21 protein-coding genes are annotated in these 25,452 nt (G+C 42.5%); 10 read left to right on the plus strand and 11 right to left on the minus strand.

Going from position 1 to position 25,452, the window contains the following annotated elements:
- Positions 1-182: 182 nt before the first annotated feature.
- A complete protein-coding gene (locus A2W93_16245) occupies positions 183-944 on the plus strand; it encodes a hypothetical protein (protein OFY54273.1) in 762 nt (253 codons plus the stop codon).
- A gap of 14 nt (positions 945-958) precedes the next feature.
- On the plus strand, positions 959-3,847 hold the full coding sequence (locus tag A2W93_16250) for a hypothetical protein (protein OFY54274.1): 2,889 nt from the start codon (positions 959-961) through the stop codon (positions 3,845-3,847).
- 2 nt (positions 3,848-3,849) lie between these two features.
- Here the strand turns inward: A2W93_16250 and A2W93_16255 are convergent, their stop codons facing one another.
- Complete coding sequence (locus A2W93_16255) at positions 3,850-4,539, minus strand: hypothetical protein (protein ID OFY54275.1); 690 nt, start codon at positions 4,537-4,539, stop codon at positions 3,850-3,852.
- Between the two features lie 153 nt (positions 4,540-4,692).
- Between A2W93_16255 and A2W93_16260 the strand changes: the two genes are divergently transcribed.
- From A2W93_16260 to A2W93_16270, 3 genes are read left to right on the plus strand one after another with little or no spacing between them, the layout of a single operon-like run.
- Positions 4,693-4,974, plus strand: coding sequence for a hypothetical protein (locus A2W93_16260; GenBank protein ID OFY54276.1), 282 nt, complete (start codon positions 4,693-4,695; stop codon positions 4,972-4,974).
- A complete protein-coding gene (locus A2W93_16265; protein OFY54277.1) occupies positions 4,971-6,881 on the plus strand; it encodes a cation acetate symporter in 1,911 nt (636 codons plus the stop codon). Before A2W93_16260 ends, A2W93_16265 begins: the two co-directional genes overlap by 4 nt.
- Positions 6,882-6,920: 39 nt before the next feature.
- The gene (locus tag A2W93_16270; GenBank protein OFY54278.1) at positions 6,921-8,153 is read left to right on the plus strand and encodes a hypothetical protein; all 1,233 of its coding nucleotides are present in this window, start codon (positions 6,921-6,923) and stop codon (positions 8,151-8,153) included.
- Positions 8,154-8,318: 165 nt separating this feature from the next.
- Here A2W93_16270 and A2W93_16275 read toward each other — a convergent pair whose 3' ends face one another.
- On the minus strand, positions 8,319-8,546 hold the full coding sequence (locus A2W93_16275) for a hypothetical protein (GenBank protein OFY54279.1): 228 nt from the start codon (positions 8,544-8,546) through the stop codon (positions 8,319-8,321).
- A gap of 196 nt (positions 8,547-8,742) precedes the next feature.
- Here A2W93_16275 and A2W93_16280 point away from each other — a divergent pair, with 196 nt between their 5' ends.
- Positions 8,743-9,837 carry a hypothetical protein gene (locus A2W93_16280; GenBank protein ID OFY54280.1) on the plus strand — a complete coding sequence of 365 codons (1,095 nt, stop codon included), beginning with the start codon at positions 8,743-8,745 and terminating at the stop codon, positions 9,835-9,837.
- Positions 9,838-10,112: 275 nt separating this feature from the next.
- On the opposite strand, the gene A2W93_16285 is transcribed toward A2W93_16280, so the two are convergent.
- Entirely contained in the window at positions 10,113-10,328 is a 216-nt protein-coding gene (locus A2W93_16285; protein ID OFY54281.1) for a hypothetical protein, read from the minus strand.
- A 715-nt stretch (positions 10,329-11,043) separates the two neighbouring features.
- Here A2W93_16285 and A2W93_16290 point away from each other — a divergent pair.
- Complete coding sequence (locus A2W93_16290) at positions 11,044-12,822, plus strand: DNA helicase (GenBank protein ID OFY54282.1); 1,779 nt, start codon at positions 11,044-11,046, stop codon at positions 12,820-12,822.
- Positions 12,823-12,962: 140 nt separating this feature from the next.
- Positions 12,963-13,154: a hypothetical protein gene (locus tag A2W93_16295; GenBank protein ID OFY54283.1), complete on the plus strand. Its 192-nt coding sequence runs from the start codon at positions 12,963-12,965 to the stop codon at positions 13,152-13,154.
- 574 nt (positions 13,155-13,728) lie between these two features.
- Here A2W93_16295 and A2W93_16300 read toward each other — a convergent pair.
- Both A2W93_16300 and gpmA read right to left on the minus strand, forming a co-directional pair.
- Positions 13,729-15,117, minus strand: coding sequence for a phosphoglucosamine mutase (locus A2W93_16300; GenBank protein OFY54284.1), 1,389 nt, complete (start codon positions 15,115-15,117; stop codon positions 13,729-13,731).
- Between the two features lie 289 nt (positions 15,118-15,406).
- On the minus strand, positions 15,407-16,153 hold the full coding sequence (gpmA, locus tag A2W93_16305) for a phosphoglyceromutase (protein ID OFY54296.1): 747 nt from the start codon (positions 16,151-16,153) through the stop codon (positions 15,407-15,409).
- Positions 16,154-16,389: 236 nt separating this feature from the next.
- Here gpmA and A2W93_16310 point away from each other — a divergent pair, with 236 nt between their 5' ends.
- Positions 16,390-16,779, plus strand: coding sequence for an RNA-binding protein (locus A2W93_16310; protein ID OFY54285.1), 390 nt, complete (start codon positions 16,390-16,392; stop codon positions 16,777-16,779).
- A gap of 293 nt (positions 16,780-17,072) precedes the next feature.
- Positions 17,073-18,617 carry a hypothetical protein gene (locus A2W93_16315; GenBank protein OFY54286.1) on the plus strand — a complete coding sequence of 515 codons (1,545 nt, stop codon included), beginning with the start codon at positions 17,073-17,075 and terminating at the stop codon, positions 18,615-18,617.
- A gap of 484 nt (positions 18,618-19,101) precedes the next feature.
- On the opposite strand, the gene A2W93_16320 is transcribed toward A2W93_16315, so the two are convergent.
- From A2W93_16320 to A2W93_16345, 6 genes are all read right to left on the minus strand, one after another.
- Complete coding sequence (locus A2W93_16320; GenBank protein ID OFY54287.1) at positions 19,102-19,791, minus strand: hypothetical protein; 690 nt, start codon at positions 19,789-19,791, stop codon at positions 19,102-19,104.
- Between the two features lie 108 nt (positions 19,792-19,899).
- Positions 19,900-21,741: a hypothetical protein gene (locus A2W93_16325; protein OFY54297.1), complete on the minus strand. Its 1,842-nt coding sequence runs from the start codon at positions 21,739-21,741 to the stop codon at positions 19,900-19,902.
- Entirely contained in the window at positions 21,731-22,066 is a 336-nt protein-coding gene (locus A2W93_16330) for a (4Fe-4S)-binding protein (GenBank protein ID OFY54288.1), read from the minus strand. The genes A2W93_16325 and A2W93_16330 overlap by 11 nt, the downstream gene beginning before the upstream one ends.
- Before the next feature lie 113 nt (positions 22,067-22,179).
- On the minus strand, positions 22,180-23,220 hold the full coding sequence (locus A2W93_16335; GenBank protein ID OFY54289.1) for a hypothetical protein: 1,041 nt from the start codon (positions 23,218-23,220) through the stop codon (positions 22,180-22,182).
- A 40-nt stretch (positions 23,221-23,260) separates the two neighbouring features.
- Positions 23,261-24,334 (minus strand): heterodisulfide reductase subunit B, encoded by a 1,074-nt coding sequence (locus A2W93_16340; protein OFY54290.1) that lies wholly within the window; start codon positions 24,332-24,334, stop codon positions 23,261-23,263.
- Entirely contained in the window at positions 24,331-25,053 is a 723-nt protein-coding gene (locus tag A2W93_16345; protein OFY54291.1) for a hypothetical protein, read from the minus strand. Before A2W93_16345 ends, A2W93_16340 begins: the two co-directional genes overlap by 4 nt.
- Positions 25,054-25,452 lie beyond the last annotated feature (399 nt).

Consider the following 25,452-nt stretch of genomic DNA (forward strand, 5'->3'; position numbering starts at 1 on the left):
TTATCGGTATTAGAATTAGTGTTAACTCGTGCAAAAGTGTGTTTCACAATTTCATTGGCAACTCAAAAAAAGAGGTAACCGAATGCTGTTACAATGAGTTGTTTTTAGACAGCCTCACTATTTTTAGCGTATCTAATTGCACAATATATTGTATTTTTATCCACTCTTTACCCGAAACAAGGATGAAAATCGGAATAATATCGGACATTCATGAAGACCCGGTTAATCTTAAAAAAGCATTGCATGCCCTGTCGAATCAATGTGATGAGGTAGCCTGTCTTGGTGATATCGTTGGATTTACACCCGATTTTTATTCATATACACCCGATGCGAATGAATGTATTAGGCTGGTAAAAGAAAATTGTCGTTTTGTGGTGGTTGGGAACCACGACATGTTTGCGGTTAAACGGATTCCGGAGCATTGCGGTAACTTTCATTTTCACGAAAACTGGTATTCGATGTCCACGGAAGCGAAAAGAAAGCTTGCTGGAAGAAAAATATGGCTTTACGAAAATGAACGATCGGCCAGCTTGAACGATACATCGCATGAATATCTGATGAATCTTCCAGAATTGCATATTTTAAACAGTGATACTGGTGATACATTGTTTTCTCATTTTATGTTTCCCGATATTTCGGGGTCTGGGACTTTAAAGCCATCGACGTATAAAGCGGTGGAAGCTCACAGATCTTTTATGGATAAACATAGCTGCAAAACTGCTTTTTGTGGTCACACTCACCCCGAAGGTTTATTGATTTCGTCGCCAGTAAAATCTAAAATGAGGCTATTGAAATTGCCGGTAGATGTACTTCGTTTTGAAAAAAAAGTGAATACTCCAGACCGATGCTTTTTTTCAGTACCGGCCATTGCCAACGGAAGCAGGCGTTCGGGCTATGCCGTTTTCGATACAACAGCCCGTGAGGTTTTTACATGTTCTTTATAAATAGAAATTTACCTATGAAAAAGAAGAACCGATACAGTTTTGCCATAAAGATTTTTCTTCCGGCCATCCTAACCGTGGTATTATTCATTATTTCCTTTTTCTGGGTGGTCATTCCGTCTTTTGAACGAAACATGATGGACGGTAAGCGCGAAACGATATACGAACTTACACAAACTGCATGTAGCATTCTTGATAAATACAATAAAGAGGTCGTTTTAGGGAGAATTTCGCTTAAAGAAGCACAAAATCTGGCAGCAGACGAGATTGGTCTGCTTCGCTATGGGGCCGAGAATAAAGATTATTTCTGGATTACCGATATGCATCCAAATATGATCAGGCATCCATATCGCATTGATCTGAACGGAAAAGATCTGACAAAATTTAAAGACCCCCATGGTAAAACGATTTTTGTTGAATTTGTGAATACCGTTAATCAAAACGGCGAAGGTTATGTCGATTATATGTGGCAATGGAAAGATGATTCCACCCGAATTGTTCCCAAACTGTCATATGTGCGCGGCTTCAAACCTTGGGGCTGGATAATCGGAACCGGCATTTATATAGAGGATGTGAAAACAGAAATCGCTCAGCTCGAAAAACGACTAATCATTATTTCTTCGATAATTACGGGCCTCATTATAATACTACTCACTTTTGTGATGCGATTGAGCCTGAAAGCCGATTCGTCGCGCATTCAAGCCGAAAAGGAGCTCAAGGAATCGCGCGACCGCTATAAGGCCTTGGTAGAGGCATCGACAGAAGGAACGGTTATGCTTTTGGATTCTTATGTATATGCAAATAAAACATTTTTGTCAATGACTGGTTTGTCAGAAGATGAGCTGAATTTTGGACATGTGTTTGAATTCCTGAGGCTTGATCGTCTTTTTGGCTGCGACCGCGAAAATTTTTCACGTTGTGCATCCATTTTTACTACTCCCCGAAAAGCAGAAACAACACTGTTGGTTGCTAATGGTGAGCGCATCCCGGTAATTCTCAACGGATCAGTAGCCGCATTAATGGGACGCGAAGCAGTCATAATTAATGTTCGGCATATTCCTGGAGTGCCTATATATCAGGGCGAAAGTAGTCTTCAGATATTTTCCGATCTCGGAATGGCGAGTTTTGTTTCAACTTTTTCGCGTAAATCGAGGTTTATATCGTTTAGCCCAAGTCTTGTAAAACTAATCGGAGTTAATTCGCCCGACGATCTGATGAGCAGCAATATTGCAGATTTATTTGCTGATCCAATTGAAAAGCAGCATTTTTTGAAAACGTTGTTGTCGGAGCGCCATATCACTGATTATTTTATTTCTGTGCTCAGACCCGATCATTCAGTTTTTCCTGCAACCATTTCAGCAGCACTGCACCAGAATGAAGGAACTGATGAGACCTTATGTACAGGAGTAATTGCACCAGCATCTCATCTGTTTAACAGGATTAAAGAGATTGAAGCACTTTTGAGCGAGAGACTTGCACCCGATATTTATTTGCAACAACCACTAAAGAACTTTGCCCGGGCACCTCTTTGGTGTCGCCTATCCGATTCGGTTGCACTTGCATCACATAAAATGATTAGCGAAGACACCGACATTCTTGCAGTTAAAACGGCCGAAGGTGATTTTGCAGGATTAATAACATTGAAAAGTGTTTTAAAGTTGTTGACCGAAGGATATGACCCTGCAACCACACCGACTTTGCGAATAATGGAAGCCCCCTTGCCCGTTCTGGCTTCAACAACCTCTTTGTCCGATGCGCTTGGAATTTCTGAAAAAACAGGAAAACAAGTATTCTTCCTTTCAGAATCTGATGCCTCGCTTAAAACATATGTCAACCTGAAATTCCTACCTCTTTCACAAGCATTGTTTCCGCAAATGTTGCTGCAAAACATTGATAGTGCTATGAGTATCAATAATATGGCCGATTTGTACATAAAGTATCGTTCGTTGGTCGCCACTTTGCTGAAAAACGGGTTAACCCCCGAAAGAGCTACGGAAATGTTGTCGTCGTTTTCAAAGCGTGTTATTGCCAGACTCAATACCATGGCTATTGCAGAGCTGGGAGCGCCTCCTGTGGCGTACACCTATCTGATTCTAGGCAGTGTTGGACGCGGCGAACAAACATTTGCCACCGATCAGGACAATGCCATCATATTTGCAAACACCGACAGCGACAACCATGAATTTGTCAAAAGATATTTTCTTGAACTGGGAACGCTGGTTAGTGACTGGCTGAGCCGAATAGGATATGATCATTGCCGGGGTCAGATGATGGCCAGTAATCCAAGGTGGTGTGTTTCGCTAAATGATTGGAAAAAATACTTTCGCGAATGGCTTAGTAATTCAGAGCCAAGAAATTTACTGGAAATATCAGTTTTCTTCGATTTTGTCCCAGCTTTTGGAAATACTGAAATGGCTGAGGAATTGAGAAACTACATTATTGCCGAGTCGAAAAACAAAGGAGCCTTCTATTTCAATCTGGCTCAAAGCATTATGCAGTTTAAACCACCTCTCAACTTATTGGGTAATATCGTTTCGGAAACCACAGGAAATCAGGACGGACTTGATATTAAAAATGCAATATCGCAGATGGTTATGATGATGCGTTTGTATTCAATTTATCATGGCAGAATCGAGTCAAATACATTGGAACGATTGGAAGGCCTCCGTTATTCTGGTGTTTTCAATCCCGCATTTAGTGTTGAATTTGCTATTAACTACAATTATCTGATGTTGTTGCGTTTCAAACATCAGATTTCGAATATTGAAGCGGGCGAATCACCGGGAAACATGATAAATCCACGAAAACTCAGCGATTACGACCGAACACAATTAAAACGTGTTTTCAGTTTCTTTTCGGGTTATCAATCAAAGATAGGATACGACTTTACTGGAAATATGGGTTAATGCTACCCAACTTCGCAAATTTTTTGCAAAATACGGGGATCGAGTATGGTAATCTCGCGATTCTCAACATCGATAATCCTTTCTTTTTTCAGTTCCGACAACAATCTGACTGCATTTTCTTCGGATATTCCCGATAATTCACCCAGTTCGCGCCGAGTTAAACCGAGCTGAAACTGATGGCTCCCATGGATTTTTGATAAATACAATAAACTCTCGGCTATACGACCTCTGATTTGTTTCTGATTGAGCGAAATCAGCTTGTTCATTATATTGGCAACAGAACGACCAAATGCGGCGTTGAGAGAAACCAGCAATTCATGATCTTCGCGGTATAATTCCTTCACCAACTCCAGGTCAATCATGCAAATGCTGCTTTCTTCAAGTGCCATAATTGAATAAAAATAATGTGGTGACTCGAAAAATGACAGAAGCCCTATATAATCGCCCGGGCGCATTATGTATAAGATGATGTTATGGTTGTTGATACCTTCAATGTACAATTTTGCAGATCCACTCAAAAGAAATATTGCATGAGTTACATCGTTACCCTGACGGCAAATTTGTTCATGACGTTTATATGTTACATGTATTGTGTCAATATCAACTGCTTTTGGGGCGCGTCGGCAAAGCGAAGAAAATATTTCGCACTTGTAAAGGCAACTTTCGCATTTGATATTTTTACTCAATTTCATGGTAACTATTTATTCATGAGTACAAATGTAAAAAAAAGTTGTTACAAAAGGTTGTTTAATATCAATGTTAACATGCAATTTTTATAGACGTGAATAAATATCAATAAAAACTATTTTTGATTTTTAAAATAACTAAAAACAAAGGAGGTTTAAATGCACCATGGACCAGCTGCAGAAATGGATAAAGATAACTCCACAGCTAAAAAGACCAAGCTGGGAATTATTTTGTTCCTGATTTACCTGTTTATTTATGCAGGTTTTGTATTTATTGGAATGGTATTCCCAAAAGCAATGGGAATGGAACTTTTTGGGGGCCAGAACATTGCCGTGTTGTACGGCATGGGCTTGATTATACTTGCTGTTCTAATGGGTATTATTTACAATATAATATGCACCAGATATGAAAACAAAATGAATAAGGAGAAACAAATATGATTTATGAAGTATCTACTACAGCTATAATTATTTTCCTCATTTTTGTTGCTTCAGTACTTAGTTTGTCTTTTTATTTCGGACGTAAGGCAAAATCAGCCAGCGGTTATTACGCAGCTGGAGGAAATATTCACTGGTTTGTAAACGGAATCGCTTTTGCCGGCGATTATTTGTCAGCAGCATCATTCCTTGGTATTTGTGGAATGATTGCGTTTTTTGGTTATGACGGTTTTCTGTATTCGGTTGGATATCTTGCAGGCTGGGTTGTAGCTTTATTTCTGGTAGCCGAGCCACTTAAAAGACTTGGTAAATACACTTTCGCCGATGCACTCGATGCAAAATTCAATTCCCCGGCCATTAAACTCACTGCAGCTATCTCAACGCTTGTTGTGTCATTATTCTACCTGATTCCGCAAATGGTGGGTGCTGGTGTTCTTGTAACACCTTTGCTGGGATTTCCGCATTGGGTTGGCGTTGTTTTAGTAGGGTCAATTGTAATCCTGATTGTTGCAACTGCAGGTATGACTTCGACCACATACGTACAATTTATCAAAGGTGGTTTGCTGATTATTTTCTCCATTATTGTAGTATTCTATGTATTAAATGTTGGCCTTAAAACCAAACCCAGCGCTGATTACCACAATTTTGTTACTCTGCCTGTTGAAATGCAGGACGGAAAAGTAACAGCTCTGTCCGATAACTCATATAAGATATTGGCTCAACACGACGAGAAAGATATGAGCTTTGTGAAGCTCGAAAAAAACGGTTTTGTAAATTGGTGGAAAGTCAACACTAAAGGCGAAAAACCTGTTCTGGAAGAAGCTTTATCTATTATTGTTTCACCAGATGGTAAAAAGCTCTATAATGGTGCTCCTAAAGAAGATAGAAGGTTCTTTCAGGTTGGTCATATCAAAAAATTGGTTTACAAAGGAAAAGAAGTCCAGGAAACCGGACCTTTGAGTCCTCTTGCCTTTATTAAAACCATTGAAGAAAGCGAAATTGTTCGTTTCCCGAAAAAAGCTTTTAATGACGGCAATGATAAGGTTACAGTTTTTTATCAGGTTGTTACATCTGGAAAAGACATAGTGAAACCAGGCCTTTTTTATAAACTCGACGAAGGTGCATCGTTTTGGACCCGCCTTGATTTTCTGTCGCTCATGCTGGCGTTGTTCCTTGGAACATCGGCGTTGCCTCATATTCTGATTCGTTACTACACCGTGCCCAGCCAAAGAGCTGCACGTAAATCAACTGTTGTTGCTATTGCCGCAATTGGTCTTTTTTATATGCTTACCCTGTATATGGGTTCAGGTGCTATGGTTAATGGCGGTCTGGATGTTGACAACAGCAATATGTCAGCTCCTTTGCTGGCAAAAACCTTTGGAATTACCATCTTTGCTATAATTTCAGCCATTGCTTTTGCAACAATACTTGGAACTGTCAGCGGTCTTATTGTTGCAGCTTCGGGTGCTGTGGCTCATGACCTTATGGACAAATATATGAATCGGCAAATGACCGAAAAACAAAAAGTCCAAGCCGGTCGAATTGTTGCTGTTATTGTTGGTATTATTGCTATTGTACTCGGTATAGTTTTTCAGAAACAAAATGTTAATTTCCTTGTTGGACTTGCTTTTGCCATTGCGGCCTCGGCAAACCTTCCGGCTATTCTTATGTTGCTTTTCTGGAAAAAAACAACGGCAAAAGGTATTTCTTGGGCTATCGTAGTTGGTATGGTAACGGCTTTGGGAATTATCCTTCTGTCACCAACCATGTATGAAATATATGGCCTCCCCAAGGAAAATGCTCCCATTCCTCTTGCAAACCCTGGTATTTTCTCAATTCCACTCGGATTCCTTACTCTTATTGTGGTGTCTCTGGCTTCACGTAAAAAGAAAATACAAGCCGATGCTTGATGATGAAATAATTAATTTTTGAATAAAAAATCAAAACTCATGAAAAGTACTTGCATTTTCATTTTTCTGGCCATTGTCTCATTTTTCGGATTTGCACAAGAGAAGCCATTCGGGATCACTCTGTCGGGTTATGTCAAAACTGATTTTAGCTATGATACCCGACAGTGCTCTGCTGCAAATGGTTTGCGCGAAGGACATTTTTTTCTTTTTCCGGACAATGTGTTATTTGATGCCGATTCGAATGACATCAATGCCGCTCCGTCTTTCAATATTCTTAGCATTCAAACCCGGGTCACTGGCAATATTACTGGCCCCGATGCTTTCGGAGCCAAAACTTCAGGCGTGATTGAAACCGAATTTTACGGTACCAGCGATGCCGATTTGAGCGGTTTACGCTTACGTCATGGCTACGTGAAACTAAACTGGACCAAATCGGAATTGCTCATTGGTCAGACCTGGCACCCCATGTTCCCCACCGAAGCCTTTGCTCAGACACTGAGTGTAAATACAGGTGCCCCTTTTGTTCCATTCAGCCGAAACAATCAGATCCGGTATATGTACAAACCAGGCAAAGTCAGTCTATATGCCATTGCTTATATGGAACGTGATATTGCCAGCTCGGGCCCCGACGGAACCAGCACTAAATATATGCGCAACAGCGGCATGCCTGCCTTGAATCTGCGAATGGTTACCGTTCTGAACGATAAGTTCCAGTTTGGCCTTGGAGTCGATTATAAAACACTACGCCCGGAACTGAAAACAACTGCTAATTATGTGACCGATGCGACCATCGGCAGTTATGCCAGCTGTATCTGGACTAAATTGAAAACAACTCCTGTTACCATCAGTCTTATGGGAACCTACGCGCAAAATGCTACTGATATGCTCATGCTGGGGGGATATGCTGTTTCGGAAATCACGGACACTGTTCGAGAACTGAAAACCTACACCAATCTGACTACGGCTGCGGCATTCATCGATATTATGACCAATGGAACCAAGTGGAAATTTGGCGTTTTAGGTGGATTCAGCAAAAACCTCGGAGCCGATGACATTATATCTGGCGGGGTTATTTATGGGCGAGGAAGCAACATTGATATGCTTTACCGTGTTTCGCCACGCGTTTCATGCACCGTTGATAAATTGACTTTTGGCGCCGAAATCGAATACACCGTTGCTGCTTACGGAACTACACAATCCAACGGAAAAGTTACCAATACAAATGATGTAGCCAACATCCGAGGATTACTCTGCGCTATTTATAAATTTTAATTTTTTTAATTATCAGTTCTGATATCAAAAAACCACCCCTCAAAGAATTTAAAGTCTTCGAGGGGTGGTTTTTTGCGGAGAAAAAACAGCTTATTCCCCTTATATTTGCGGAGAATAAGGTTTTCTTTTAGTGCGTTATTCAAAGCCATAAAGAAATAATGATCCTCACTCCACCACCTCCGGATAAAAGAAGCCCGAAAGCTTCTCGCCCAAAACCTGAATGCGGCGGGCTACCAGATCGGCCCATCGGTCGCGAGGCGGCTCTTCCCTGCTCCGGCGTTTTTTGTTCACTTCCTTAATGTCTTCAACTCGCTGCCAGTTGATAACAATTTCAGTTTTTAGCGTATTTCGCTCCTGATTTGCGGTTTTTCTATATGCACTATATACTTTCATGGCTGAATATTTTTGGTAAAGATATTATGCGTAAATGACTGAAAACAAATATATTAAGCATTTTAAGTGCTTAATAAATTAATTAATCAGCTTAATAAGTGCTTAAATTTATTTGCTTTTATAAAATAAAGTGCTTAATTTTGTGGTTAATCTACTTATGAAGTTTAGTTTTTCAGACGGTCCCTTGTCCTTAATTTTGGATCAGCTGTCAGGTCTTTATCCGACAGCAACGCGATTTATTGCGCTGGAAAACAGTGGATTATCCTCAACACAAGTTAGGTTCTACGACAGCGATCAGCAGGAATTAAGCGATGGCGGCATCCGGACTGATATACCCGATCTGGCAAAACTCTTTAGTGTCCGCAACAACCCCTTTGTCTGGCAGAACGAGAGCGACCTGCCATTCTCATGGGCTCAGGTCCGCCACAGCAACAATGTCGATATGTTTCGCGAACTTGAACGCAATGTTTTGGTGCTGCGGGTAAATAATCCCAGCTGGATGGGCTTTATCCTGATCTATTTCAGCAAGAATAAAAAGCATTTCGGATTTCTCGATTCTGAGTCGAGCTTCAGTCACGAAAATCGTGAAATCATTGGACAGACAGCCGGAAATGCCATTCAGCTTTGTCTGAAAAATGCAGCGCGCGACAGCCAGGTGCTCGACAGCATTCAGAAAAGCATGCAGGCGCTCACCGGCAACCGCAAAATGGAAGACCGTGGCAATCAGAATCAGGTGAAACTGCTTGAAAACATGATAGTTGAGATGGCCGTTGAATATCTGCATAATCTCAGCCGCGATCAAAAAATCAGTTTGACCCTGAGCCCAGACGCCCGCGAAAAGATACAGTCATTCCGTGGTAATCCGGCCAGCTTGCGCAGTATGCTAAATCAGGCCAGCGTTCTGGCCGTCAACCTGAGTCAGAGCGTTCCGGTCATTATTGAGTCATGGCACCTGATTTCAGGCGCAGCAGAAATAGAAGAAGACGTTGACCAACCGATATCGGTCATTCAGCACCGTCATATGAAAATATATCAATGGCTCGACCGGATTGAGGAAGCAGTGAAAATGGTTATTTCGGGACATGAAAATCCTACCGGCGTTTTGGTTGGAAAAGCCATGCAGCCCTCTGTTTCGGCACCAGCCATCAGCGACATGATGAATAAGCAAAAGCAAAAGATCATGGTTCTGCTGAATGAGTTCCCCGACCGCTGGCCGCAAACCCGCAATCACTTCAAGCCACTTCAAAACCTGCTGATCCGCAAGGATTTTGACGAGAGTAAGAGTGCATAGATTGATGTTCGTTTTGCAGCTTAATTGAAAAAATGACACTTTAATATGCAGTCATCCTGAGACAACCAGCGATGCGCGCCTCGCAACCTAAAATTTAATGGCACCCCTCGCTGTCATCCTGAGTGCCGCTCTCGTAGCTCTTTGCGAGATATCTGCTTGCGGTGTATCGAAGGAGGCAGCGAAAATCAACAAAAGAAAAAGTCTGGAGAATAGCATGAAATCCCAGCTCAGCGACAGAGAATAATATTCGACTTATTTTGTTGAATTTTAAAGTTTTATGGCTCAATAAAATCAAAAAGCTCCAGCTGTTTCGGATTGTGCTTTTCCTGTTTTACATAGCCTTTAAAGCCCGCCAGATTCACGTCAATCACCTTTCGCAAATAAAGGTTGGGCGTCATGCCTTTCGATGCACAGAATTGTGCAAATTTCTCGGCTTTCTGAGTCGAAATGCCAAGTTTGATGGAGCGGTATCTTTTTTTCTTACGTGCCAAAACCGAGGTATTTGTGGCAAAAGTAAAGAAATTTTTATAACCCTGTTTTTTTCACGTTACAATCGTGGAATTTATCGCGCTGAAGGCGTGACGTTACAATCGCTACATGGGTGACAATAAATAGGGTCGTTGTCATCGTTGCGAAATTGAGTAGCCGACCTTGTCACGTTTTACATGAAGGCCCAAAAATTCCTAAGTGCCTTCACGCCTTTGTGGCAAAATCACTACCCTCCATGGCGCGGATTTGTAATCCGTGACATGGATTTCTGAACGCAAAGTCACAAAATTTTCTTCGTGTCTTCGTGCCTTTGTGGCAATTTCAAAATCCACGCTTGATCTCTTTATTGAGCTCGCAAACTAAAATTAATCTGTTGTCATCGAAGATGAATGCGGATTCTCACGTTTCCGCCCATCATGTAGCGACAGTGACTGATGCTGGCGGGTTCGCGTGAATGAGACCCGCTGAGGTAGAAATGATATTAGCGAAAATTCGCGCCATTCGCGGAGAAGAAGTGTCTTCGTGCCTTTGTGGCAAAATCAAAATTTCTGTGGACAGATGTTTTCCCTTTTTAATTAAAGAATATACTATAAGCTTCATGATATATATCTAATCATTACATGTGACTGATTATTAATCAAAAGCATATTTATTTCAATATTTGTGCGGTTTTGTACAAATGCAATCTGTATCTTTGTCACGATTAAAAAATGAAAAATGGAGTTGACAAAGCAACAAATTGAAATTGTTCAGGCGGATGGGAACATCCGTATCAATGCAGTTGCCGGATCCGGAAAAACAACCACCATTATCGAGTATGCCCGCAGGATTCCAAAAAATAAGACAATTTTATATCTGGCTTTCAATAAATCGGTGCGGATTGAGGCTCAACGCCGGTTCGAGCAATGCGGGCTACAGAATGTACGCATCGAAACGGCTCACTCCCTCGCTTTCAGTCATGTGGTGCCAAGGTTCGGATACAAAGTCAAACCTGCGGGATATTCCATTTCGGATTTGGCCAATTTGCTTCGGATACGCAGTGTTGGTGATAATCTGAGTGAATTTGTCATTGCAAATCATGTTTCCAGACTGACTGCCTATTATTGCAACAGCGACAAAAAGTCTGTAGCCGAACTTGAATATCTTGATGTCATTACAGATAACAAAGCCAGGGAATTTGTAAAACATCATTACAAAATTATTGAATCGAAAACCGCACTGTTTCTGAGTTTGATGGATGAGGGCAAAATTGAAGTTACGCACGATTTTTATCTGAAGAAATTTCAGCTCATGCAGCCAAAGCTGAAATACGACTATATTTTGTTCGATGAAGGCCAGGATGCGTCCCAGGCTATGCTCGATGTGTTTCTCCGGCAGGATGCTGTGAAAGTGATTGTAGGCGACACTCACCAGCAAATCTATGGATGGCGCTTCGCGGTCAATTCGCTCGAACGGGTCGATTTCAAAAATTATTATTTATCGGATAGCTTTCGTTTTGGCAATGATATAGCGCATCTTGCCACTTCGGTGCTACAATGGAAGTCGCATCTTGTTACCTACAACCCTGTTGCAATGCGGGGGTCTGGGAAAGCAAATGCTGTCCGTTCAAGGGCTGTTCTGGCAAGAACCAATATGGGACTGCTGCTGAAAGCCATTGAAGTTTTGAGAGGTCCTGAAAAAATCAGCAGGATTTATTTTGAAGGAAATTTCAATAGCTACACGTACGCCGATGAAGGCACATCGCTCTACGATGTACTGAATTTGCATCTTGGGAAAAAGCATCTGGTGCGCGATCCGGTCATTGCCCGCATGTCCGGCATAGAGGAGCTTGAGGAATATATTGACAAAACAGAGGACAAACAGCTCTCGATGATGGTTGATATTGTCAAAAAATATGGCGACCAGATTCCCGTCATACTGCGCGAAATCAGAGAGAAACACGTTGCCGATCATCACCGGAATCAGGCTCAAATCATATTTTCAACGGTACACCGATGCAAAGGAATGGAATACGACAGCGTTGAACTGGTGGATGATTTTTATTCGGAAGAGACATTCGAAACCTGTACGATTCCAAAGAAAGAAGCTTACAGAATGGAACTGATGTTGTCGGAAATCAATTTGCTGTATGTTGCGATAACACGCGCCAAATGCGAACTACACATGCCGGAATCGCTGATGCCGGAAGGATTTCCGCCTTCAAAATACATTCATGTGCTTGCGAAGAAAAAGAAAACCGAATCCATTTCAGCTGAAGACTGGCGCAGGATGAAATATAGAAAATCATTGCCTGAAACCCAGGATGAGATACTTGCGATGGCCCGTTCCAGAAACAATAAACCCTCGGCAAATAAAACGTGGACCCGTGAACTGGATGACGAGCTTCTTGAGATGTTTCAGCATGGTTTGGATATTTCAAAAATCGCCGAACAAACCGGTCGCTCCAAATATGCCATCATGGCCCGAATACGATTGCTTGAAATGATTGATGATTAGCTCCCGATTTCAATTCTGAAATCTAAAATCAACAAAAGAACGACATAGGAACCCTGAACAAGGAGGTGAGAATTTTGAAGGATTGTCACTTCACCCTTACTTCTCTCTTCAAATATCCATGCTCTTCCTGATCCGTCAGAATGCACGAATTGTTCATGATTCAAAGTTCAGACAGCGCCCGTGAACTCATCAGCCGCAGCGGACTTGCTTCTTTTGATTTATCCGCATTTATAACACTTAGAATGCCCATAAAAAAAGGATCCCCGGCCTCCTGCCCGCTTTTCAGCGGACAGGCGCAAGGGGAAATCAGAATCGCTTGTGTATTGGAATAAACTATAGTATAGGTTGGTCTATAGGGTGACAATTTTAATTGCTACAAATATATAGCTGATAACTTATATACGCAAATACAATTTGCTGCAAATGTAATCATTTTGCAACCTGATTCTTGACAGAGTATTTTGACAAAATTAGTGAGGAAACCCGTGATTTTTTGTTCAGCAATCAGGTGAAACATCCCGACAAAATGAAGATTTTTTACTTTCGAAACAAACCCAATCGAATTTCTGCGCTACTCCTCCCCTTCTCTATGCTTCTTTTTCCGCGAATACAATTTCTTGCTCTTCACCACCCGCTCAATGGGCTTTGCGCCTGATTCGAGCATGGCTTCGCGGTTGAGCTTTTTTATTGTCTTAACGTAATCAAGAAGTAAGTTGGGCTTCTTCTTTTTGGTGCGTTTCTTTTTCATTCTTTTAATCTTTGATGGCAAAAATCACGATTCCATGTCTGCACCGATCGCTCCGAAAAAGGCTGTGGCTGACGATGGAATGAGATGTTTTGCCATTTGCTCCCGTTCAACCTGAGTGCGTCCGACGAAGGAGGACCTCTCTGCGTTGAACGGCCTTTCTACGCATTCCTTTCAATCAGCTCAACAAACCGTTTCGCCAACGCATCTGCATCAGCTTCGGTGCGGCTTTCGGTGTATATGCGTATGATGGGTTCGGTGTTCGATTTGCGCAGATGCGCCCACTCATGGCCGAACTCCAGCTTTAAGCCATCGACTTTGTTGATGTTTTTGCAAAGATCTTTTGCCTGCTCTTCAACCCGGAGCAGAATTGCATCCACATCAGTTCCGGGCTTAAGATCCACGCGGTTCTTCGACATAAAATACGCCGGGTATTCCGCTTTGAGTTGCGACAACGATTTTTTTCGTTCGGCCATCAGCGACAGAATCAAAGCAATGCCCACCAGCGCATCGCGTCCGTAGTGCAGTTCCGGATAAATCACGCCGCCGTTTCCTTCGCCGCCGATAACAGCTCCGACTTCTTTCATCTTATTCACCACATTCACTTCGCCAACGGCGGCTCCGGTATATTGTCCGCCACGGGCTTCGGTCACATCGCGCAATGCCTGTGTGGAACTCAGATTCGAAACGGTGTTGCCACTTTTGTGCGACAGAATATGATCGGCTGCTGCCACCAAAGTGTATTCTTCGCCAAACATTTTTCCATCGTCGCAAACAAGTGCAAGGCGGTCAACATCGGGATCAACGGAAATTCCCAGGTCGGCTTTCATTTCAATCACAGCATCCGACAACGCAGTCAGGTGGCCGGGAAGCGGCTCGGGATTGTGTGCGAATTTTCCGCTGCATTCGCCGAATAATACTTTGTACTTCACACCAAGTGCATCAAAAAGCATCGGTAAAATAATGCCGCCTGTTGAATTTATTACATCTGCCACTACTGTGAAACCCGCTTCAGCAATGGCTTTGCGGTTAACCACAGGCATATTCACTACTGCATCAACATGCTCCTGCAAATAGGTGTGATTGACTTTTTTTGTACCAAGTTCACTTTCCTTTGCCATCTCAAAGTCGCTGGTTTCAACCATTTCAAGCAATAAGCGTCCGGTCTCAGGCGAGATGAATTCTCCATTTTCGTTGAAGAATTTCAACGCGTTCCAGTTTGCAGGATTGTGACTCGCTGTGAGAATAATGCCGCCATCGGCCTTGGCAAAAATCACCGCCATTTCAATCGTCGGGGTGGTAGTATGTCCGGTTTTTATCACATCGATGCCGGCCGCACGCAAAGTCGATACCACCAGGCTTTCGAGCACTTCGCCCGACACACGGCCGTCGCGCCCCACCACAACATTGATTCGCTGCGACTTGCGATTGCGCTTCAGCCAGGTGGCATAGGCCAGACAATACTGAACAATCAGCAACGGATCAAGTCCTTCGCCCGGCTTTTCGCCCAGCGTGCCGCGAATTCCTGAAATACTTTTTATGATCGGCATATTTGAAGTTTATAAAGTTCTTAAAGTTGAAAGTTTATAAAGACACTTTGAAGTGATGAACGAAAATTCATCTAAAAACAAGAAACTCGTATTTTCAAATTTTCACACATCCAAATTTTCAAATTATCGAATTTTCAAATTTTCAAATCACCACACATTTCCACATCGACGTACTTGTCACGTTTTACGTGAGTCGCACATTCCCACATTATTTCACGTCTCTCATATTCCCACATTTCCATATCGACGTACTTGTCACGTTTTACGTGAGTCGCACATTTTCACATTATTATTTCGCTTTCCCCTGCCCCGCAACCTTATCCAATGCGGCTTTCAGCGTTTCCTCATCGGCCAGATATTTCGAAGAAATCACTTTCAGATCATCGTCGAGTGTGTACACAAGCGGGATTCCTGTTGGAATGTTGTATTTCAGAATGGCTTCGTCGCTCATGCCTTCGAGATATTTCACAACCGCGCGCAAACTGTTGCCATGCGCAGCAATGATGATGCGTTTGCCACTTTTAATAGCGGGTGCAATTTCATTTTCCCAAAGCGGAATCACGCGTTCAACCGTATCTTTCAGACATTCGCCACGCATGTAAATCAGATTGTCAACATCTTTGTATCGGGCTTCGTTCAGCAATGGTTTTACATCGGCTTCATCGTACAGCGGCGGACGCACATCGTAGGCTCGGCGCCACAACAGCACTTGTTCTTCGCCATATTTGGCAGCCATTTCCGATTTATTGAGCCCCTGCAATGTGCCATAATGTTTCTCGTTCAGGCGCCACGAGTTCTTCACTGGAAGCCACATGCGATCCATTTCTTCGAGGGCCAGCCACAGTGTTTTTATGGCGCGGCGTAGCACAGATGTATATGCAATATCGAATTCAAATCCGTTTTCTTTCAACGCTTTTCCGGCGGTGCGGGCTTCTGTAATTCCTTTTTCGCTCAGATTCACATCGGTCCAGCCCGTGAAACGGTTCTGACTGTTGTATTCACTTTCTCCGTGACGTAATAAAACTAAAGTCTTCATATCAATCGATTTAATTACAAAGGTAAAATATTTAAATCGTGCGGCAAAATATGCTGATTTCAGTGCGAAATCATTCATTTTTAACATCTTCGAAAAAATATTTGGTGATATTGACAGAAAATTATTACCTTTGCAGCGCATTGGAAGAAATAAACTGATTGTCATTGTTGTTATTAATAGTGCTGTAGTTTCGTCACTTTCAATGGAAATCGTACTATTATCAACAAAAACAAACAATGAACATTTACATTTCAAACCTGAGTTATCGTCTGAAAGACGAAGACTTAAAAGCAGTTTTCGAAGAGTATGGCGAAGTTTCTTCTGCCAAAATCATCATGGATCATTTAACCGGTCGTTCAAAAGGATTCGGTTTTGTGGAAATGCCTGACAATGATGCAGCAGCCAAAGCCATTAAAGAACTTCACGAAGCCACTTATGACGGCAAAGTGATCTCTGTTAACGAAGCTCGCCCACGCGAAGATCGTCCAAAAGGTAGTTTCGGTGGCGGTGGAAACCGTGGCGGTGGCTACAGTGGTGGTGGCAACAGTGGTGGTGGTGGAAACCGTGGCGGTAGCGGCGGTGGCCGCGGTGGATACAACTCCGACAGCAAACCAAAGCGCTGGTAATACCTGCCTTGTATAAAACATTAAGTCACAATCTGAAAAGGTTGTGACTTTTTTTTTACGCTTCCCGACATTCCACCGTCCGAAAGAAATGAGGACGTGGAACCGTCGGGAATGAAATCCGTGCTAATGTATTTCTCTGTCACGGATATCATATACGCGCCAGTGATAGGGCCAGTGAATGGGATTTCCGCACCTGTGAAGCAGCTGTGGGGTGAAACAGTTTTTTTATCTTTTTCATAAAAACATTGTTTTTTCTAACATATATTTTTTACATTTGAAACTTGAACCAACCTATGAGAATTATGAAAAAAATCTTTTTATTATTGATTGCTGGTGCATTCTTTTGCTCATCAGTATTTGCTCAATCTGTGGAAGTGCAGAATGTCCGCAAGCGTGAATTCCGTGGTGTATCCCCGATTAGAAATGTCGTGACAAACGAAGTAACCGGCTATTATACATTCTATGTGAATGAAAAGATCGGCGACGGTATGGTGAATTTTATAGTCGATATTTTTGATAAAGAACTTAAGCTGATTAAAGAAACACCTATCACCATTACCAAACGCAGTAATGTTGATGGTGCCGAATTTAACGGCAATGAATTTTTGTTTGTCTTCAACGATGTAATGAAAAAAACGCTCACTTATGTCACTATGGATACTCAGGGTGATATTATTAAAAAGCAATCCATTACCGAGGAAAAACGTTATGCTGCAACGGCAGATGTTTTTACAGCGCAGGATGGTTTCTTTATTGTAAAACCCATTAAGGAAAAGAAGTGGGGATATTCCATCGAAAAAATAGACCGTGACCTCAACTCACTTTGGGAAAAACGAATGACTGTTGAAAAAGGCATGGTGGGTGTTGAAGCCGTTAGTGCCTCGGCTGATCGGATTGTTGTGATCGAAGTGAGCAAGCCTACGCTGATGTCGACAAAAGCCACGGCTAAACTTGTATGCGTGTCGGATGAAACCGGCGAAGTAATTTACGAATACTCGCTCTACGACGGCACTTCGACTTGTATGCCATCGGCTTTCCTTATTGATAAAGACAATAATGTTATTACAGGTGGCATGTATTTCGATGGTGAGCGATGGGACGATGTTAACTCTGACGGAATTTTCTTTCTGAAGCTCGATGCCAATGGCGAAAAATTAGCGTATTCAACCGAAGACTGGGACGAAGGAATTTCGAAGTATATCAAAAACGCTTCGGCAAAATCTTTGACCATCAGCAGCAAACCTAAAGTTCTTTTTCATGAAATAGTGCAAACAGCCGATGGGCAGTATCGTTTGATTGGGGAAACATTCAAGAAAAACTATCAGATGGTTAGCATGAAGATCAAAGATGCAATTACCGGTCGGTTTATTGGCGATATCAGTAGTAATGACGAAAACAACAAACCCATCACATTCGAAATCCTTGATTTTATTTTGTTCAAATTCGATGGCGAAGCGAAAATGACCAATGTGTCTATCATTCAGAAAGAACATACAAAAATTTCATGCTACTATCCTTTCAATGGCTTAGGCGGAATGAGGCTTGCACAAGTTGTAAAAGACTACGGGTTTTTCAATTTCGCATTTGTAACAACCATGCCCGATGTTGCTGAACCATTGCTGGTCAGCGCCAACTTTGTTGATGAAAAAGCTTATATAGGCATCAACACCATTGACCTCGAAAACGACAGTAAGTTTACCAAAATTCCCATCACACGCCGTACCATCAAAGGTGGCAGCATTGGTGTGATGCCGGCTCTTTCAGGCAAACTTGCCATTTACATTTATTCAAAGAAAGACGAGAATATTCTCATCTACCTAGAAGATATAAAACTGTAATTCTGCGAGGGGCCTTTTGGCCCCTTTTTTTTATTCCCGAAATTTTCTAAACACATCCACAGATATTTCACCTTCAGAAAAAAATGTGGACATGGAATCGTCGGGGAAAATTAAATCTTTTAATACACCCAACGATTCCGGGTCTGCACCTCACCTATTTCTGTGTCTGGCCGACGCCAAAATGTTGGGTGCGGACTTCCCGACATTTTAGCGCCAGTGAAAGTTCTGCAAACTCACCAAAGCTTTCGTGACTGAATGACAGCGGGCTTAAAGTTTATTTCATCTTTAAGCATTAAGCTTTCAACCTTAAACTTACGCACCAGGCTTTGAGCACTGAGCGTTGTAACTCTTCAACGCTCACGATAGCAATCGTGACAGGTCGCTTCACGTGAAACAGCTTGCCACGTTTTACGTGGTGACACAGTCGCGACGCAGAGAGGTTGAAGAAGAAGCTGGTCATTATGCCCAAAGCCCCGAGCGTTGCTTACCCAATTTCATAAATTCTTTTCAGCTTCTCCGGATCAATAATTCTAACCGATTTTCCGCTCAACGAAATGATGCCATCCAGCTCAAAGCTGCTGAGTGTGCGGATTACGTTTTCTTCGCTGCATGAGGTGAGATGCGAAATCTCGCGTCGTGTCAGCGGAAAGATAAAGTCGTCTGAATTATAAAATTTCTCCCTAAACATGAGTAATACTGCTGCAATACGCCCCGGAACGCGCTTGCAGGCAAGTGCAAGTTGTTTGTCAAGCACTCTTTGATAAAACGATGACAGCATTTCAAATATCTGTACGCTGAACAACGAATTCTGCTTCATTCTGTCTCTGACAACATCAATGTCGATAAGGCAAGCACTGGTTTCTTCAATGGAAATGATCGAATATAAATTAACTGGAGAAGAAAATTGGAAACTTCCGCTCACCAGCGCCGGCGCCTTTATTATTGCCGGAATATGAACTTCCTTGTTAACGGGTGTGTGCTCCAGCTTTACCAATCCCGACGAAATATATAGCAGACTACTGATCTCACTTCCCTGACTAATGATGATTTCTCCCTTTTCAAAGGTCATCGTCCGGGTGCTTTCATTCAACTGCGAAAACTCCTCATTATTCAATAACTTACATACCTGATTCTTGAATGCACAGTTACTACAAGTGGCTTCTGCCTTAATCATATCTGCTATTATTTATGTGCAAAGATAATCATTTGAATCCATTCGTTTTGAATCAGCTGTGTGTATACACTTCCCGACATTCTACCGTCATTATTAAAGCAGTCACTTCTATTTCACCGATAAAAACAAAACCTCTTCTTTCTGGGAGTCAATCTGCTTTCCAGCACCCAAAGACTCAGCAATCACTTCGGCAATATCTTTCATCTTGCCATCGGCATGTTTAGACATGGTCTTTTTGCATAGTGGGCATGCGGTTACTATCACATCAGGATTGTTCGCTGATAATTGCTTTACGGCATCGGCAGCCATTAGTTCACGCTTATCATACGACACTTTCAAATTGGAAATACTACCACCACAGCACAATGCTTTTTCTTTTTCCTGATCGATGGAAACAACATTGCCGATCTGTTTCAAAACCATACGGGCATTATCGTATTCGCCGCATCCACGGCCAAGCTCACACGGATCGTGATAGACTATTGATAGGTCTTCTTTTCTCAGTTTTATGCGTTTGCTCTCAATGAGTATTTTTATTAATTCTGTATGATGAACCACATGCATTTTCAGATTGAAATCGTCCTTGAAAGTCTTGTAACAAATCGGACAGCTTGTGACCAAAATCATTGAATTTTTTGATCGGATCATCTGAGATGTCTTTTCCCGCAGATCAGCTGCAGCATCTGTCAATCCGGACTGCATCAATGGACGGCCGCAACAAATACTTCCATCTTTATCAACAAAATCAAAAGTGATTCCTGCCTCATTGAAAATAGAAATCATCGCTTGCGGAATAGATGGCGTCAGATGCGACATGCAACCAGCAAAATATACCACATTGGTCACTTCAGCCAGCTCGTCTTTTTTTATTTCCGGTAAATAATCATAGCGGAACGAAACAGTTTCATTAGCGAGCTTTCTAGTAATGGTGCGAATATTAGTCACATCAATTTTAACCGGACAATAAGTGTTGCAGCGACCACACATTAAACAGTTATAAGCCCGGTCTTCGAATGGCAAATTATACCGAATGCCCTGAATAAAATAAGCGGGCTGAACATTGCTGATTCCCGCAGCTGAACTGAGCTGGCACTTATCGATGCAAATTCCGCAACGACTGCATGCATTGATTTCGAAGCGCGTATAACCCTGAAGGTTATTGGCCGACTTAATGCCCAGATGTCGAAATGCAATCAGAAATATTTCCGTCAGAATATGCATGTAGCGCGAGAATGGCATGGCTACAAAGAATGCTGCAAGCATAATGGAATACACCCACCACATCGTATATTCTGCATTGATCACCTGCCCCGCCGACATGAATGAATTGAAAAAATTTCCAATCGGCTGCGTCATAAAACCACCGTTGCTGTAATGAGCCGCATTGAGTGATTCAGCAAACAATCTGGCAGGGAAAATCATCCACAAAGAATACAATGCAAACTGATCGGCAATCATCAGCTTTGTGGTTTTCTTCATTCCGAAAAGTCTCGAATAGAACCGCTTGATAATGGCGAAGGTAACGGAAAGTAAAACAACCAGCAATAGAAAATCCATCATGAAAACGAAGAATTTTCCGTATTCAATTCCATGTTTCACGGGTTCGAAAAAATTGAAGAAAATGGGATCCCAGGGCATGTTGAAAACATCTTTCTGCCCAAATTTTGATTCGATTGAGCCCATCACAATCAGCAAAAACCAGCCAGTAGCAAGGCTTGCATGCATATAGCCGAGCAGCGGATTTATTTTAAAAATTCTCCGGTGCAGCAATCCTTCCATGATGGCTTCTTTGAAAGCGCGGAGTGAGCGCACCGTAAAAATATTTCTGAACATCACACGTCGGTCACTGACGGGAATCGTCTCAAGCCATACAATGTATTTCCAGATGAGGATAACTCCCATCACAAGCAAGCCGAGGAAAAACGGCAGCACAAAAGGATCAAAGTTCATTTCCATCGAAGTGCTTTTTTAAATGATACAAAATATGACGTGTATTTACATTGCGCGGACACACCAGGGTGCATTTGCCACACAGCATGCATTTCGAAATTTCTTCTTTCACTTCTTTAATCAATCCCCGACGTAGTTCTACTGACAAACGCCGAAAACTGAATGATGTGAATTGGCCGGCAGTACAGGTTGCAGCACATGATCCGCAAAAAATACAGGTCTTCAGACTTGGCTCAAGCCCACATATTTTGCGATACAGCGAATCATCGGCCTTATCGAGATCGATCTGCGCTGATTTGTTTATTTTAAATCCGAATTCGGGCATTTGGATGTTGGTTATCGGTTAATAGTGAATGGTAAAATGAATTATGCAAAATGTTGAATTTCTCACATACTCAATGGTATCCACTTTCTTTTTTGTCTTTCGCCTTTTGTCTTTTATCTTTTTTCTGTTTTCCACTCATTCAGATATCCGGCAACCCTCAGTGCAGTACTTCGTGCATCCAAAATGCTGTTGGTGATGGTGCGCGGAGCTGTGCAGGTACCAGCCAGAAAAACGCCCGGGACATCAGACATGCCCGTTCCTGTATGTTCATCTTTGCCATGAAGAAAACGATTGGCGTTAAATGGAATTCCAAACAATTCACCCATTTTGGTTGTACCGGGCGAAGGAACAAACCCTACGAGAAGAACCAGAAGGTCAACCGACATTTTCAGCGGCAGTCCGCTCAGCGTATCTTCAACCTTCACAATCACGCTTCCATCCTGAGCTTCAGCAGCTTCCGACAAACGGCCGCGAATAAATTGTACCCCATGTTTTTCCTGAGCTTCTTTGTACAATTCCTCGAAATGCATTCCGAACATACGCAAATCCATGTAAAAACAGAAAACTTCTGTATCAGGAATTGCCTCATTGATTTCTATGGCCTGCTTCACGCCGGTGACACAACAAACTTTTGAGCAATAAATGTTGCCTACTTTTTCGTCGCGCGAACCAACGCAATGCACAATGCCCACCCGTTTCACCGGCTTGCCATCGGCCCGGACAATTTTTTTATGTTCTCTGAAAAGCTGCTCCAGATCTTTGCTTGTAATCACATTGTCATAAATGCCGTAGCCGTATTCTTCTTTTTTTGTAGCATCGAATGGCTCGAATCCAGTTGCAATCACAACGGCATCCGCATCAAGCTGTTCGCCTTTGCTGGTGCCGAGTTTCATTTGATTACCAACGCGTTCAACCTTATCAATTTCGGTGTTTAGGATGACATTCACGCTGGATAACTGATTCCCTTTCGAAAGAAAATCTTTCACTTCGCCACCCGGACGCATGCTTGGAAACAGCCGATCCCAGGAATTGAGCTTTCCGCCCACTGTATTTTCTTTTTCAATCAGACTCACTTCGAAACCAAAATTGGCCAGATATGTAGCGGACTCCATCCCTGCAGGGCCACCACCGATTACAACAACTTTTTTCGACATTCGGAATTTTTTTTCGATTAATATTTTTTCAAAATGAATATCAGCAGCAGATTTTTAAATTCATCGGATCTTCGGGCTTGCCGAGGTTTGCTCCATTCATTCCTTTGAATTTAGCATTTTTGTCATACTGATATCCCAGCTTGTCAAGTAATGGCTCAACAGAAACCTGATGCATCTGCAAACCAAGCTCCCACGGATCGTAGCCGAGAATGATTCCTGCAAGCTCCTCATAAGTCAATACAGGAATGCCCATGCCATTTTCACCATACGTTTTGCCTTCTGTTTCGGCAATAAAATACTGCCAGCGATCCAGAAACATGGGACAACCCGGACAGTTCGTCAAAATGAAATCGGGTTTATACGGCTCCATGCTTTCAAATTTCTTGTGCGAGTTGGCAACGGAATATCCACGATTGGCTTTAACGGCATATTGCCTGAATCCAAAGCCACAGCAGTGCCTGCGTTCGGGATAGTCAACCACTTCCCCGCCCCAGTCTTCGATCATGCCGGCAAGTACTTGCGGATATTCGGCACCACCGACTCCTTTGTGCGGAAACATTTTTGAATAATGACAGCCAATGTGTTCAACGCCACGCAACGGTTTGCCTGTATGAACATTTACAAGTGCGTGTTTTTTCTTTTCAAAGATTTCTTTTCTGAATTTGAAAATAATATCGCTGGTGTGCGCAAGATTTTCAGGTACTTCAAACGTGCGCCCTGTGGCCTTGTACAGATTTTCCCGAACACGCTCCAATATTTCGGGATGCGATTCCCAGGTCTCCAAAATCTCTGTGTAAACACCAAACGAAGTGATGCAGCTGGCTGCATAGTTTTTATACCCTTTCTCGGTCATCAGTGCAAACTGGCGCGCCACCACTGTCATGGTTGTTTCGAACGGCACTACATCGCAATGGTAGCCAATTCCGGTGCAGGTGGTATGGCAGGCCGAATCGTGCACATCTTTTCCCAGTTCCTGCTGAAGGATCCGCAGAAATGCTGTTTCAGAGCCAGGAAAAAAATTCTGACGAATGCAGCTTCGGGCGTACCAGAATTTATCGCCTGAAATTTCTTTTTGATATTCTTTCCAAATATGACGTTTGCCTTCTGCTTTCATTCGTTTTCTAGTTTATGGGAATTATAAGAATATATGTGTTTAAAATATTCGCAATCTTTGGTTTCATCGAACTGCAGTCCCATTTCTCCGGCTTTCATGCGCGAGAATTCTTCGATGGTTTCGTACCGCTTTGTTCCGCCGGTAACGTCGAAAATTCGTTTCAATTCATCCAGATCTTTCTGCGGAATTTTGCGCAACGCCCCTGCTGAATCTTTGCGATAACTGGCGCCTGTTTTATCCAACACTTCCGACGCGTTGTCGCGCACCCACTGCCATGTTGGACCTTGTTCGGGAAACATTTCCAGATTGATATGGTCAAACCACATGCAGTAACCGTTGTCAAGTATGCTCTCTCCAATCATGCGTTTTAGTGCCAGCACTTGTCTGCCTTTTTCAGACTCGACAAAATAACCAGTCTCTTCCGACAACACACGCAGAGCTATGATGATTAAACCTGGTGCATTACCGCGCGGGCAGCGTGTTTTACAGCTCATGCACTCACCGCATGCCCAGATAGTATCGCTTTTCAATAAATCCTCAATTGTTTGTTCATCGCGGCTGCCAACGGCTATGGCAATCTCCCGGGGATCGTACTTGTAGAACATGGCTGCCGGGCATATGGCGGTGCATGTTCCGCAATTAATGCAGGCACTCAGCCCTTCCTGCATATGTATATCGGCCATAAGACGTTCGTAGAGAGATCCGGAATTTTCCACCATACCTTTGTATATTAATTCAGTCGACAAAGTAATAAAAAATATTTAACCTGACAAAATCAAAGGTGCATGAGAATTTCCAGATCTTGTTATGATTTTTCGCAGCTTTTGGATGTTCGGTGTTTATTGTACGTCTAAAGTCAATTATCAGGGCCAACGCATTAAAACATGCAAAAAGCTCCCTGAAACGTAGTTTATTCGCTCATTAAATCACCTGTGCAAGGTGCTCATGAGCTCGCACCGCTGGTGCTCGGTTCACAGAGGAACACAGCGGTATCACGGAGTTTCACAGAGTGACGAAAAAGCAAAAGTCGATTGGAAAGGACACAACGTAGTTGTGTTAATCAATTACAGCAAAATGAATTCTGAAAGCGCGCTTTCAAATTAACTTTGCTGTAATTG

It is taken from the genome of Bacteroidetes bacterium GWF2_43_63 (genome assembly GCA_001769275.1).
In the GTDB taxonomy this organism is placed as follows: Bacteria; Bacteroidota; Bacteroidia; order Bacteroidales; family DTU049; genus GWF2-43-63.

Coding starts and splice junctions, on each gene's coding strand:
- A2W93_16245 (OFY54273.1), top strand. CDS start 183: ATGAAAATCGGAATAATATCGGACATTCATGAAGACCCGGTTAATCTT.
- A2W93_16250 (OFY54274.1), top strand. CDS start 959: ATGAAAAAGAAGAACCGATACAGTTTTGCCATAAAGATTTTTCTTCCG.
- A2W93_16255 (OFY54275.1), bottom strand. CDS start 4,539: ATGAAATTGAGTAAAAATATCAAATGCGAAAGTTGCCTTTACAAGTGC.
- A2W93_16260 (OFY54276.1), top strand. CDS start 4,693: ATGCACCATGGACCAGCTGCAGAAATGGATAAAGATAACTCCACAGCT.
- A2W93_16265 (OFY54277.1), top strand. CDS start 4,971: ATGATTTATGAAGTATCTACTACAGCTATAATTATTTTCCTCATTTTT.
- A2W93_16270 (OFY54278.1), top strand. CDS start 6,921: ATGAAAAGTACTTGCATTTTCATTTTTCTGGCCATTGTCTCATTTTTC.
- A2W93_16275 (OFY54279.1), bottom strand. CDS start 8,546: ATGAAAGTATATAGTGCATATAGAAAAACCGCAAATCAGGAGCGAAAT.
- A2W93_16290 (OFY54282.1), top strand. CDS start 11,044: ATGGAGTTGACAAAGCAACAAATTGAAATTGTTCAGGCGGATGGGAAC.
- A2W93_16295 (OFY54283.1), top strand. CDS start 12,963: ATGCACGAATTGTTCATGATTCAAAGTTCAGACAGCGCCCGTGAACTC.
- A2W93_16300 (OFY54284.1), bottom strand. CDS start 15,117: ATGCCGATCATAAAAAGTATTTCAGGAATTCGCGGCACGCTGGGCGAA.
- gpmA (OFY54296.1), bottom strand. CDS start 16,153: ATGAAGACTTTAGTTTTATTACGTCACGGAGAAAGTGAATACAACAGT.
- A2W93_16310 (OFY54285.1), top strand. CDS start 16,390: ATGAACATTTACATTTCAAACCTGAGTTATCGTCTGAAAGACGAAGAC.
- A2W93_16315 (OFY54286.1), top strand. CDS start 17,073: ATGAGAATTATGAAAAAAATCTTTTTATTATTGATTGCTGGTGCATTC.
- A2W93_16320 (OFY54287.1), bottom strand. CDS start 19,791: ATGATTAAGGCAGAAGCCACTTGTAGTAACTGTGCATTCAAGAATCAG.
- A2W93_16325 (OFY54297.1), bottom strand. CDS start 21,741: ATGAACTTTGATCCTTTTGTGCTGCCGTTTTTCCTCGGCTTGCTTGTG.
- A2W93_16330 (OFY54288.1), bottom strand. CDS start 22,066: ATGCCCGAATTCGGATTTAAAATAAACAAATCAGCGCAGATCGATCTC.
- A2W93_16335 (OFY54289.1), bottom strand. CDS start 23,220: ATGTCGAAAAAAGTTGTTGTAATCGGTGGTGGCCCTGCAGGGATGGAG.
- A2W93_16340 (OFY54290.1), bottom strand. CDS start 24,334: ATGAAAGCAGAAGGCAAACGTCATATTTGGAAAGAATATCAAAAAGAA.
- A2W93_16345 (OFY54291.1), bottom strand. CDS start 25,053: ATGGTGGAAAATTCCGGATCTCTCTACGAACGTCTTATGGCCGATATA.